This window comes from Firmicutes bacterium HGW-Firmicutes-1, from assembly GCA_002841625.1.
In the GTDB taxonomy this organism is placed as follows: Bacteria; Bacillota; Clostridia; order Lachnospirales; family Vallitaleaceae; genus HGW-1.
Genome location: PHAG01000003.1, coordinates 39,421 through 52,514 on the forward strand (window position 1 = coordinate 39,421; position 13,094 = coordinate 52,514).

9 protein-coding genes are annotated in these 13,094 nt (G+C 35.4%); all 9 read right to left on the bottom strand.

The genetic code is table 11. The features are described 5' to 3' along the window. Positions 1-52: 52 nt before the first annotated feature. Entirely contained in the window at positions 53-2,284 is a 2,232-nt protein-coding gene (gene pflB, locus CVU84_04910; protein PKM95410.1) for a formate C-acetyltransferase, read from the bottom strand. A gap of 268 nt (positions 2,285-2,552) precedes the next feature. Then, positions 2,553-4,913 carry a phosphoenolpyruvate synthase gene (locus tag CVU84_04915; GenBank protein PKM95411.1) on the bottom strand — a complete coding sequence of 787 codons (2,361 nt, stop codon included), beginning with the start codon at positions 4,911-4,913 and terminating at the stop codon, positions 2,553-2,555. Positions 4,914-4,946: 33 nt separating this feature from the next. Continuing rightward, positions 4,947-5,585 carry a hypothetical protein gene (locus CVU84_04920; GenBank protein PKM95412.1) on the bottom strand — a complete coding sequence of 213 codons (639 nt, stop codon included), beginning with the start codon at positions 5,583-5,585 and terminating at the stop codon, positions 4,947-4,949. Positions 5,586-5,744: 159 nt separating this feature from the next. Next, complete coding sequence (locus CVU84_04925; GenBank protein PKM95413.1) at positions 5,745-6,542, bottom strand: hypothetical protein; 798 nt, start codon at positions 6,540-6,542, stop codon at positions 5,745-5,747. 13 nt (positions 6,543-6,555) lie between these two features. Further along, on the bottom strand, positions 6,556-7,359 hold the full coding sequence (locus tag CVU84_04930; GenBank protein PKM95414.1) for a hypothetical protein: 804 nt from the start codon (positions 7,357-7,359) through the stop codon (positions 6,556-6,558). 12 nt (positions 7,360-7,371) lie between these two features. Further along, positions 7,372-8,253 carry an ABC transporter gene (locus CVU84_04935; protein PKM95415.1) on the bottom strand — a complete coding sequence of 294 codons (882 nt, stop codon included), beginning with the start codon at positions 8,251-8,253 and terminating at the stop codon, positions 7,372-7,374. A gap of 13 nt (positions 8,254-8,266) precedes the next feature. After that, positions 8,267-8,932 carry a hypothetical protein gene (locus CVU84_04940; GenBank protein ID PKM95416.1) on the bottom strand — a complete coding sequence of 222 codons (666 nt, stop codon included), beginning with the start codon at positions 8,930-8,932 and terminating at the stop codon, positions 8,267-8,269. Positions 8,933-9,110: 178 nt separating this feature from the next. Continuing rightward, positions 9,111-11,933: a hypothetical protein gene (locus tag CVU84_04945; GenBank protein PKM95417.1), complete on the bottom strand. Its 2,823-nt coding sequence runs from the start codon at positions 11,931-11,933 to the stop codon at positions 9,111-9,113. 11 nt (positions 11,934-11,944) lie between these two features. After that, the gene (locus tag CVU84_04950) at positions 11,945-12,862 is read right to left on the bottom strand and encodes a hypothetical protein (GenBank protein ID PKM95418.1); all 918 of its coding nucleotides are present in this window, start codon (positions 12,860-12,862) and stop codon (positions 11,945-11,947) included. Positions 12,863-13,094 lie beyond the last annotated feature (232 nt).

Here is a 13,094-nt window from a genome sequence, read left to right on the forward strand (position 1 = left end):
GGTTCCATACGGTTTCCAAGTCAATGTTACAAAACCTCCGCATTCCATTCGGTTAAATCTTTTCATGAAATGTTCTAGAAATAACCTCAAGCTGTTGCTTTTTACTCAATTTAATAAAGTTTACCGCATATCCTGATACTCTAATTGTTAGGGTCGGATAGTTTTCCGGATGTTCCATTGCATCGATTAGAGTCTCTTTATTTAATACGTTTACATTAAGATGATGGGCTTTTTTATAAAAATAGCCATCCAGTATACTTGCTAGATTCACCTTTCTATCTTCTTCGGTTTTCCCCAAAGTTTTTGGCTGTATCGTAAAGGTACATGAGATTCCATCTCTACATGCATCAAAGGGAATTTTAGCTACTGATTCAAGAGATGCCAATGCTCCCATTTCATCTCTATTGTGCATAGGGTTTGCACCTGGTGCATATGCATCACCTGCTTTTCGACCATCTGGTGTTGCACCTGTCTTTTTACCATATACAACATTAGAAGTTATGGTTAATATAGAAAGTGTGTGAGTTGCATCACGATAAGTAGGATACTTTCGCAATTCATTGATGAAGTCAGTCGTTAAATCTACAGAAATATCATCCACTCGGTTATCATTATTACCAAACTTAGGGAAATCGCCTATCACTTCAAAATCAACAATTAATCCCTGATCATTTTTAATAGGTTTTACCTTTGCATATTTAATAGCACTTAAAGAGTCTGCCATTACTGACAACCCAGCCATTCCAAAAGCCATAAATCTTTCTACTTCCGTATTGTGAAGTGCCATTTGAATTTTTTCATAGGCATATTTATCGTGCATGTAATGAATTACATTCATCGTATTTACATAAAGCTTACATAACCAGCTTTGATATTCCTTAAACCTAACCATGACTTCCTCGAAGTCTAAGTAATCATCACCTACTGGCGACATTTGTGGACCAACCTTCATGCCACTTGTTTCATCAGTTCCGCCGTTTAGAGCAAGCAAAAACACCTTAGGAAGATTACATCTTGCTCCAAAAAATTGCATTTGTTCCCCTAACTTCATTGCAGATACACAACAAGCTATTCCGTAATCATCTCCGTAACTCTCCCTCATAATGTCATCATTTTCATACTGAATAGAATCAGTATCCATTGACACCTTAGCACAATATCTCTTGAAGGCTTCAGGTAATTCATTTGACCATAGTACAGTCATATTTGGTTCTGGTGAAGGATTAATGGTATATAATGTGTTTAAAAATCTATAAGAGCTCTTGCTAACAAGCGTTCTTCCCTCAATACTCATTCCTCCAATTGCTTCTGTTACCCAAGTAGGATCTCCAGCAAAAAGTTCATTATAATCAGCGGTTCGCAGTTGTCTAGCCATCCTTAATTTAATCACTAAGTCATCTATTAATTCTTGTGCATTGCTTTCCGTTAGGACACCATTTTTTATATCTCTTTCAATATAAATATCAAAAAAGGTACTGACTCTTCCAAGTGACATTGCAGCACCATTTTGTTCCTTAATCGCTGCAAGATATCCATAATATGTCCATTGTATCGCTTCTTTAGCACTTGTTGCTGGTTGTGAAATATCATGCCCATACATCTTCGCCATATCTTTTAATTTATCTAAAAAATCTATTTGACGGTACAATTCTTCCATAAGTCGTATATTTTCTTCTGACATCGGAAGATTTCCGAGTATTACTTTATCATTCTCTTTATTCATAATTAACGTGTCTACACCATATAATGCGATTCTTCTATAATCTCCAATGATTCTTCCTCTTCCATACGCATCAGGTAGTCCAGTAATAATACCATTCTTTCTTACTGCTCGCATTTCTTTTGTATATACTCTAAAAACACCATCATTGTGCGTAGTTTTATAAGCAAATTCCTGTTCGACTTTATCATCTAGCTCATATCCATATTCTTGGCAGGCAATTCTTGTCATCTTAATTCCACCAAAGGGATTAATTGCTCGCTTTAATGGCTTATCTGTTTGTAGGCCTACAATAATTTCTTTGTCTTTGTCAAGATAACCAGGTTCAAAGGTTAATAACGAAGATACTGTTTTGGTATCAATTTCTAAAACACCGTTTTTTGAAGCTTCTTCTTTTAGAAGCTCATCAAGTTTTGCAAGTACCTCTTTTGTTCTTACTGTTGCCCCTTCTAAAAAGCTTTCGTCACCTACGTACGGGGTAACATTTTTTAATATAAAATCCTTTACATCGATGGTACTTGTCCAAGCACCTTCCTTAAATTCTTGCCATGCTGTATGTTTCATATGCCTTCACTCCTTTTCTAAAATCAGAAATGAAAAGACCGCCTGGGAAAAAGATGTGTAGACGATCTTTTGCCCAGGCGGTCGGCATTTAAAAATCTGTACTCCCTGTGGGTACTCCCACTTTCCGCCAGTCATACAGATGATATTTATTTGTTATGCTATAATATTACACTATGCACCACCTATTTTCAAGCTATTTATTTAACAAAAAGTTGTCGATAAATAGCTTGTAATTGGTACAAAGTCACCATGGTTGGCCTTAAAAGCATTATTTCATAATATGAACCTCTCCATGTCCACCGTCAACAATAACTCTATCTCCTGTCTTTAGTCTAGTGGTAGCATTACCGCAACCCACTACAGCTGGAATTCCAAGCTCTCTGGCTACAATAGCGGCATGGGATAGGGGCGCTCCAATATCTGTAATGATTGCAGCAGCTTTAGGGAATAACGGTGTCCATCCAATATTCGTCGTTGTTGCTACTAATATTTCACCTGGTTGAAGGTTATCTCCCTCTTCACAATTTGCTAAAATACGCACAATTCCCTCTACTTTACCCGCTGCACCTGGATATCCTGTAAGAAGTTGTGAATCAGGTGTACTTACAATCGGCATCTGTGCATCATAATAATCTGTTCTTCTATCGGGATCCTTTGCCCATTCAACCGGATTGAATCGCCCTCGAATAATAGATGGTAACACTGGCAATGCTCGATATTTTTCATAATTTTCTTTTCTAACAGGGATATACTTTACTTTTGAAATCTTTCCCAAAAGAAGTTCTTCCACTTCATCAATATAGAGGAAAAATATATCATCACCAATACCTGTAAGCTCACCTGCTCTAAGTGCAAAAGCACGTACTACCCGAAATATTCTTACAAACTCCGAACGTCCTTCCTCTCTGAGCCTTGCACCATCTGCTGCTTTTTCTATTTTTTTCTCAAGCCATTTTATTTTATTAGGATATCGATCCTCAAATCTTATCTTAGCAGCTTCATATTGCTTATACTGTTTATTTAAAAGCCCCTCCACATCCATATTCGACCTTTTAGATTCCTCAAGCTGTTTTCCAAGCCAATCGCTATCTTCCAATGGATCGGGTATTGACATCTCATACTCATGGGCTCCACGATGTCCATATTTCCTCAAGTATTCCTCTCTGCTCATTTCTCCTTTAATGACCTTGGAAATTCCTATAACCGGCCCAAGGCTTGCTAGTTCAGATCCTCCCCTGAGATTAGATAGTATGGTATTAGCGTCTTCTGATCCAACTAATTCTGTAAGCTTTTTATCCAACGCAGTAATATTTGTCATTTTAATAGCGGATGCACCTGCATTCAACCATGCTTTTAAGAAAGAGGGCTGTAGTTCTTCCTCCCATAAGGACAGTAGTTCTTCCTTTGTATTTACTTTTTGAATACCTTCCCTTATTTTGTTGCATCGTTCAGGTGTTTCCTGAAGGAATTTGGACAAATTTTTAGAAGCCTCAAGTGTACTTTTTGTTGAACGCATTATGATTGGAAACATCACTTTCAGCACCTCTAAACGTGAAAATGGGCGAATCGGCATACTCATACCCTCGGGTAATTCTCCATACATATCACTGATTAGTTTTAAAGCACCGTTAGAATTTTTGCCGAGTACAGACGTTATCATTGATACCCTTCTACTAATATTCATATATGGTCTACCACAGATATTTCCAGAAAATATATAATATCCCGGAATAAAATTCAATGCCTCATCCAGTTGTCTTCCTATACTCCAAGTAAATGGAGTATAAACATCCGGTATTGCCTCCGCCACATTTGTATTAATCCATAGTTCATCTCCCATAAAAGAATAATTCATTTCATAGTTGTCTAAATTACCCCCTGTCAATGTGGTTATCGGTCTCGCTTGTAGTAAATATAATTTTCCCTTTGCAACAGTCCACTCAATATCCTGAGGTCTATTTAGTTCTTTCTCAAGTCTGGAAGCTAATTTATATAAATTTGATCCATATTTCTTAAGTTCTTCTGGTCCGTCATATTTTCCTTTGGGTCTTATCAATTTAAAGTCATAGGGATTGGCTTCCCCTGATACCAGCTGTTCTCCCAAGCCATGAACATAATTACCTATCATGCTCGTATAACTGCCTGTTATAGGATCGGTAGTAAATAAAACTCCTGATATTTCTGATTGTACCATCAATTGGATCACCACCGCCATCTGTTGCGATTGCTCCACACCTTGAACAGTACTATATGCTTTTACTCGCTTTGACTCTCTCGATTTGAATACTGTGTATATCGCTCTCTTTATATCTTCATCCGACTTTACATTAAGAACCGTTTCAAATTCCCCTGCAAAAGAAGCTTGCGCTGAGTCTTCACTTAAGGCAGATGACCTTACTGCAAACTCTGCCTCCTCATTGTTCTTTCTCATATCCTTCAAATAAATTATGATTTCATCCCAAACGTCACTTCTTAACTCCTCCATATGAAAAGCTTCCGGTAGAATTATAAAACCATCTGGAACAGGATATCCATCTTGATACATTCTAGCCAACATACCGCCTTTTCCACCAGCAAATACTCTAAGTTCAGGAGTCAAATCATGAAAGCTCTTTACCATATTAGTCATAAAACCATCTCCTTACTTATATTTTATAGATCATCAAAAAACTTTTATTCTCTTGCTATCTATTCCCAGCGTTCTGGCCATTATTTCTTCCATTGAAGCTTTATACTTTAACGATTTGGTTTTATCCTCAATATATTCTTGAAAAAACATGCTTTGGGGAAGAGAAGATACAGCTCTTAGCAAGATATCTGCAGTTTCACGAGGAAATTCCACATTAAAAATACCTTCTTTCACTCCCTGTTCAATAATCCGCGCAAATGGATCAATATATTTCTGAACGATTATCATACAGTATTTATACAGCACAAAATCCGACTGCATCAACATAACCAAGTACGTAATCATTTCTTTTTTTTGTTTTTGAGAGGCTACCTTTCTTTCCATAAACCGATTTAGCTTTTCCAATGCATTAAGCTTTGGATCCTCAATGATAGGTTCAAGTTCTTTCAGCAATCTTTCAGCAAAATTACTGATGCTTTCTGCTAGGATTTCATCTTTTGATTTGAAGTAATGATAAAAACCACCCTTTGATAGTGCCGTAGCTTTTAAAATATCTTCTATACTTGTTTCTTCATATCCTTTTTCAAGAAATAATTTTTCAGCAGTATCTACAAGTTCTTTTTTTTTAGCATTATGCTTTAGTTCTGTTTTTGTCATAATCACACCTCCCATAATTAAACCGACGTCGGTCTGTTTTTATTGTATATCTTTGCTTTGAATTTGTCAAGTCAACATAAATATTTCGTGAAATTATTGCATTCTAAACCAAAAAAACATCCCACAAATTCAAAGTGAATGCTGGGATGCTCTTTGTACTAATAACATCATCATCTAACAATATATATCTCTTTTTTTATACAGGATGTACGTTCCGTACACACATAACACAAATATTAGCAATGCTATAACAAGGTATAAAACATCAAACCCTTCGCTCACCAATGCAGGCGCATTAAAATACCAGAAAGGTGTCAAAATAGTAAGTGCTGCATAGCCAACATATTCAACAGCTACACTAATACCATAAAATAGGAGTACACTCAAAATCGAAAACCGTACTGCAGAGGATTGTTTTTTAAAAACTGCTGAAAAACACAGTCCTATTACCATGAATATAATCTGAGTTAAAAACATTCCTATCATGGTAAGTGTAATTTCTTTTGAAATATCAACACCATCTATTTGAGGAATCAATGTAAGCAACGTAAAAATCCATGTTATCATTGTCATAGTGGCAACACATACAGTACCTGCGAATATCTTTGCACTGATTACCTTAGTTCTTGAAAAAGGCTTCGTAAATAAATATTCGGCTGTTTTATTTCTTTCCTCTTTCGATATAATTGTTGCTCCAACGTATGTTGCATGTGTAAAGGAAATTGAACAATACCATAAGAACATGCAGACATAGTAACCCAAAGGTGTATCGAGTGGTATGTTGTCATAAATACCAAACATGATTCTTGTAATTCTTGGCATTGCCGTAATGCCAGAGACAATAGCATCTCCCGCTCCAACAACAATAGAATATTCCGCTGCACCCATGCCTAATAACATAATCATCGCTATAAGCCACAGGAAAAGACTTTTTCGGTTCATTTTGAGTTCATGCCAAAAAATAATTTTCATAGTCTTCCCTCCCCTATACTGTGTGTATATCTTTTTTGGAGAAAACGTTATAGCTTACCAAAATAGATACTATTGTTATAACTAAAAAAAGCAACAAATATTTCAAGTCATAGCTATTAAATTCTCTAATATACTCATTGTTGAAATAGGAATATGGAGAGAGATAACTTACAAACTTATAACCCATAATACGAGCAAAAGCGCCGAACGAGTAGGTGAAAAAAGCAATTCCAAGCGCAACAATTATCGGGACTTTAATATTTGGCATAAATACAGCAAGCAATAGACCAACTACCATATATAGCAATTGCAACAGTGATACACTGAAAGCAATTAACAAAAGTGGTATGAATTCAATGCTGTCTTTGGCAAAAATCAAAAAGGCAAAATAGGATGCTACTAAGTATGTCAGTCCTACTATTAGGCAACATATAGCCCCTGCAAAAAGTTTAGAGCTAAAAACCACTCTTCTGCCTTGTGGCTTTGTAAAAAGAAAATCTGCTGTTTTTTGAGAATATTCTTTCGTTATAAGAGAGATTCCAATATAGGTTCCAAATGTTGCTGCAGCAATTAGCACAAATGAATTGACATATGAATACGAACCCATTGGTGTCAACAGGCTTGTAGCATTAACACCTATAGCGATAAAAAATTTATTTCTTCCAAAAGAATTGATTAACTCTGGGGTCATAACACTATTATTAGTCATCAGACTGATGAATGTTGGTAATAAAAATATAATTAAAACCGATAGTGCTATAGACCATATAATGATTAAAGTTTTATATTGTTTCATTTCATATTTCACAATAGCCATTCGCTACACCCCCTACTGATAATAATGCAAGAAAATTTCTTCAAGTGTCGGTTCCTCAATCGCTACATCCTCAACTTGCAAATGCCAGATTTTTTCCAGTATATCATTGATGTTTCCTCTAAACAGAAAAGATACATGACAATCCTCCTGTTTCAAGTTGGCAATGTCCTTTTCTGCAAAATAATTTTTTGGTATTTGTGCTTTTGCAGTTAGTTCGATTTTTTTGTATCCATTGTTTTTCAACTCACTTATTTTTTGCTCCTTGATTATATGCCCTTCTTTTATGATAGCAACCTTATCGCAAATCTTTTGAACCTCACTAAGTACATGAGAAGAAAAAAGAATTGTAGCACCTTTCGTTTTTTCTTCCTTTAAAATATCAAAAAAGATTTGTTGCATCAACGGATCAAGTCCACTGGTTGGCTCATCGAGAATAAGTAATTTTGGGGAATGCAAAATTGCCTGAATAATACCAACCTTCTTTTTGTTGCCTAAAGATAGCTGACTAATTTTGCGTTTTAGATCAAGTTGCAATCTGTCAGACAATGTTATCATTCTTGTGCTACAATTTATTCCATACAAGGCTGCTGAGTATTCCAACAAATCTTTTACCGTCATTTGTTCATAGTAAGATGCTTCCGCCGGTAAGTATCCAACATCTTGTGCAATTTCTGCGGCTTTTTGAATGCAGTCTTTTCCAAATATCGTTGCATTTCCTTTTGTTGGATGTATAAGCGCAAGCAAAGTACGAATTGTGGTGGACTTACCCGCACCGTTTGGTCCAATAAATCCGTATATTTCTCCTTCTTCTACCGAGAATGTAACTTCTTCAATGCCTTTGTGTTTACCGTAGTATTTTGTTAATTGATTGATTTCAATAATATTCTTTGCCATAAAATTTCTCCTTTCATTTATAAAATGCTTTTCTCAACAATACCATATACTCGGACAACTCTTTCTTTATCGTTTCGTAATGCTCTGTATAGTCCTCTAGATTGTTTCCATACGACATCAAAGAGTCCGAATAACCTTTGATGGCCCACAAAATTACATTACATGCTTTTTGTATGTCAACATCATCACGAAAAAGTGAATGGTCGAAAATTTTAAAGCTATTTCCCAAAATTTCAGCTACAGGGTTTTTATAGTTGCTTAATGATTCATCTGGAAACTCTGTCTTCATTGAAGTAATCGCAGGAACTAAAAATTTATACACAAGAGAATACTTCACGGTCAATTCGCAGGAAAGCAGTGACATATTCCAAACATTTTCCAGAAAATCGCGACTATCAAAGCTTACTGAGTTAAATTCATCACTGATTATATCCGTGCAATACCTAATCAAAAATAAGAACAATTCTTTTTTTGTCCCAAAATAGTGAAACAACAATCCTTTTGATATAGCGGAGTTTTGCACAATAGTGTCTGTGTTTGCTTTTCTAAATCCTTTTGAAAACTCTTCAAGAGCAGCATTTATCACACGATTTCTTTTATCTTCATCCATAGACATTATTTTGTGTGCTGATATATTCGTATTGAATGATTTGATGCCATCCATTTTCGTCTCATTCACATCATAACCTCCTTTTCATCTCTCGTTGACTGGTGAGTCAATCATGATTTTATTATACGCGTTATTTACTAATTAATCAATTATTTTTTATAAGACAGTATTACATTAGCACCAATTTCTAATAAAAAACAAAAAGCATGGCAACCATTGAGGCTATCATGCTTAAATTAAATATATTCTAGTGAGTACCTTCCGTCGTGTAATCCTGCGTTGCTTTTTTATCTATATCGTAGAAGATAACATCCCCGTCTTGTAACTGAAAGATGATTCCCTTGTAATCCTTCTTCGTGTTTTTATAACCTTCTGTTTGCCACATATTGCTTCTTGGCGAATTATAATAGCTTAGAATGGAATTTTGAAATTCCCCTTCCTTTACAGTAACTATATCAAAATTAACAACGATATATCCCTTATTCAGCCAGAAATTCTCTTTTCCATCAAGTCCATAATTGGTCTTTGAATAGGAGAGAACATCAAAGCCTTTTGGTGCAACATAAAGGTGATTAGGCAAATAGTACTCCCCATACCAATGTTGAACAGATTTTTTCACTAAAGTAGTATTCACATTACTAGGTAAATTTTCTGTATCGCCTACAAAGGTTCTTAAGGGTTTTGCCAATACGATTCTATCAAACCAGCCAAGCTTTGCTTTTTGCGTCTTGAGAACACTTTCTGTAATGCCTAAAATATTACTTGTTTCTTTCATTTCCTTATCTGGTACACTACGATCCGGATCTCCAAGTTTAATGTATTTGATATTTTCCTCATCCGCTTTACTTCCTACTTGAATGAAATAGTTGTTTTTTCCATTAAAGTATTCGCTATACCATAAATCAACTTCTTTCTTTGTCTTGCCATCCTTACTTATGTAATAGAACCTCGGAATAATTTCAATACAATCCTTATCACCTGCGTAATCACCAATTGTTTCACATTCGAACTTAAAGGTATATCCCGTTGGCAAAGCCCCTTCATTTAAAACGGTTGGATGGCTTCCTTGTAATATTGGCAATGTTAAAATTGGTATATTCCCATTAGACAAACCATTTTCATCTTTATCACCAACAGTATAATAATGATCCGTATGCTTAAGAGAATTTTTTTCTATTCTAAAAACATCCTCCCATAATGGATAATTTTCAATGTCAGAGATTCTAAATCCATAAAGTCTTCCTATAACCTTGACCTGACTGGAATCAGTTGCAACATAGTTCGATATGTTAAGGTTTGCATTGATTTCAGAGGGATAAGTCGTTGGTGAATTAATTGCAATTGTACGATATTCAATTGTATATTGTCCTTCTGTTACCCAGGTTGGGACATATATATCAAGTGAATCTTGATTTAGTGGTATGCTATACCAGGTATTTGCTTTTAAATATTTGCTTTTACTCTCCTCTTTGGTATCGGGATAAACATCAAAAGGAAACTTGACTTGTTTAAGTGTTATGTACTTTACATAATCTTTATTTCCATAGCCCGGAATATTCAAATGTTGACCCCTTGTCTTAAGTTGTATTATTGTTGGTCGTCCAAGTATCACCGCTGCTCTAGATGAATCAGTCTTTAAGGATTGATCGAAGGCATTATCACTGAAAATTCCTCCGTCACATACTATAGGCGTATGTACGGTAACATGATTCGTAGTTATGGTTCTCGTCTTTGTCCCACCTACGCTAGTCCCATCTATGTATTTATAATATACAATTGTGTTGCTGGCAGTTGATGTCTTGTTTGAAAGCTTTGGATTAATCATTAAGCCTTCTTTATATAGGGCTTTCTCATGGGTCAATGGTATATTTACTGGTCTAGGATCAGGTCCAAACTGATTCACCTTTGAGCTGTCCAAAATAACTTGTCCATTTATAACAAGCTTGTCATTCCAAACAGTAACGCTTGGTCCATTAGTTGTCATGCTTCCAACTTGATCAAATAGAACTGTTGGAGGAGTATAATAATGATGATCCGGCTCAATAGTTGTGTTTTCATTTGGAAGCGCATAATTTGATGTCACTGAATGATCTATTCCGTACACTTCTAAATGCGCAATCTTATAATAACTATAAGGTGTATAACTAGTCGAAGAGGAATAAGTTGCATTTCCTGTTCCATCAAAACCTGAAAAAGAACTTGTTGTATACACGTGGGTTCCAGATATTTTATTTATACTCAATTCCACTAGATATTCATTCGTTGATACGTTTACATATAGATTTTCGCTCGTTGGTACACCTTGTTTAACATCAAATATTGATGTGCCTTTTTTATTGTGACCGATTACTGTGCTATCTGAAGCAATATTAACCTCTACCAATGCTGGTGTTTCTTCTTCTAAGACGCTAAGCGGTGGCAGCCAGGCACTTGTATACCAAACACTTCCATCACTTTCTTTGTGAAATAACCATGCAACTCCTCGGGTATTTTGTGTTGGAGCAATTGGGATGTGGTAATAGGTTTCCCAAGGAAGATCCTGCCAGTTAGGACCAAGGTGGTTTCCATAAATTCCGTTCGTTCCGTGGTAGTAGTTGAAGCCGTAGAGGAAGATTTCTCGGAATTCGGAGGAATGATAGTCAAATTGCGATTTGAATATTCCATATTTTAATATTACCGAGGTATTATTCCATGGATAAGTGAACCAATCAAATGTATCAAAATCAGTGCCATCTAATGCATCATAATAATAATCTGGATTTTCAACACTCTCACCATAGGGATCATAACCTAAAAATCTATATTCACCCTCAGGATCCTGTGTTCCATGTTTTGTAACACCCTCAATGGAGCAAACTAGAATATTATATTCATCATATATGGCTTTACTAACTGGATAAGTATTATTATAAAAATTTCCTGGATGATTGTATTTCTCCTTAAACTCAATATTTGCAATATCTATTGCTTGTTTCAATGTTAATTTTGTCATTTCATCCGCATATGAAATGTTTATGTTGCTAATTATCAAAATAAGACATATAAATAACGTTACAACTTTTTTAAACATTTATATCCCCCTTACCAACCTCTAACTGTGATTGTTGTATATCCGCCTGGTGAACCAACTTCGACTTTCTTTCCAAATTTCCATTCAAATATCTTAGAAGGTAACGTCATTTGAAAATCCTTCTTTGTTTTAGCATAGGTCATAATTTCTTTTGTTAGCTCAGTACCAACCGCTTTCGTTAAAAATGCTTCCGCTTGCTCATACTGAGGTTCCAATGGCGATACTATGTTCATAATAATATTAAAATCCAACAAATCCGGATCATGCCCATCCAAATTATCAATGATCTCAATCCCATAAAAAACAAACTTATCCCTAACCTTCTCCTCAATCACCCTTCTAATAACCGTACACGCTTCACTTCTCTTCAACGAGTCATTGGCCTTAAACTTACCATCAGGATACCCCGTGATGGTACCAAGCTCATAAGCCTTCAAGACATAAGGCTTTAACTCAACCTTTATACTACTATAATCCAAAATAGAATTTGTAAGCTTATACTCCTGCGAGCCAACATATGTATAGGTTTTTGCACCCTCTAGCATTTCAACTACTCTAACTGTAAGCATAGCCATTTCTGCTCTAGTAATGCTATTCTTATAAGATGTAAAATCACCATTTTTAACAATTCCCAACTCTATCGCTTTATCAATATAGGGCTGAGCCCAATAGTCTTTGCCATTTTCAAGCTTGTGACCCAAGGCGACAACCATGGTTTTAATAAATTGATCTGTGGTCATCGTACTAGTAGGCTTAAACTGACCATCTGTATAGCCATCAATGATTCCATTGCCCACCAGTACCATAACATTTTCATAAAACCAATCTGTTTCTTTCAAATCCTTAAACATACCCAGCCCTTTTCCACTACTAAATGTTAAAACAAAAAACAATCCAACCGCCAAAACAGAAATTCCGACTTTTTTCACTATAATTCTCCTCCTACACCATTTTTTATTAATTTCAAATACCCCATTACACTATTATATCAAATAAACTCAAAATGTAAACATTAGACTCGCTTTTTATATTGAAAAGTGAGAGAATTTGTTCGAAGTGTTTTCATTCCTATGATTCCTAGAAGACAAAAAAAACACTCCCTATAGCAGAAAGTGCTTTTTGTATCTATAAAAATAATTTCTCAATTTTAATTACATAGAT

Excerpts from the sequence above, each read along its gene's own strand:
- pflB (PKM95410.1), bottom strand. The coding sequence starts at position 2,284 with ATGAAACATACAGCATGGCAAGAATTTAAGGAAGGTGCTTGGACAAGT.
- CVU84_04915 (PKM95411.1), bottom strand. The coding sequence starts at position 4,913 with ATGACTAATATGGTAAAGAGCTTTCATGATTTGACTCCTGAACTTAGA.
- CVU84_04920 (PKM95412.1), bottom strand. The coding sequence starts at position 5,585 with ATGGGAGGTGTGATTATGACAAAAACAGAACTAAAGCATAATGCTAAA.
- CVU84_04925 (PKM95413.1), bottom strand. The coding sequence starts at position 6,542 with ATGAAAATTATTTTTTGGCATGAACTCAAAATGAACCGAAAAAGTCTT.
- CVU84_04930 (PKM95414.1), bottom strand. The coding sequence starts at position 7,359 with ATGGCTATTGTGAAATATGAAATGAAACAATATAAAACTTTAATCATT.
- CVU84_04935 (PKM95415.1), bottom strand. The coding sequence starts at position 8,253 with ATGGCAAAGAATATTATTGAAATCAATCAATTAACAAAATACTACGGT.
- CVU84_04945 (PKM95417.1), bottom strand. The coding sequence starts at position 11,933 with ATGTTTAAAAAAGTTGTAACGTTATTTATATGTCTTATTTTGATAATT.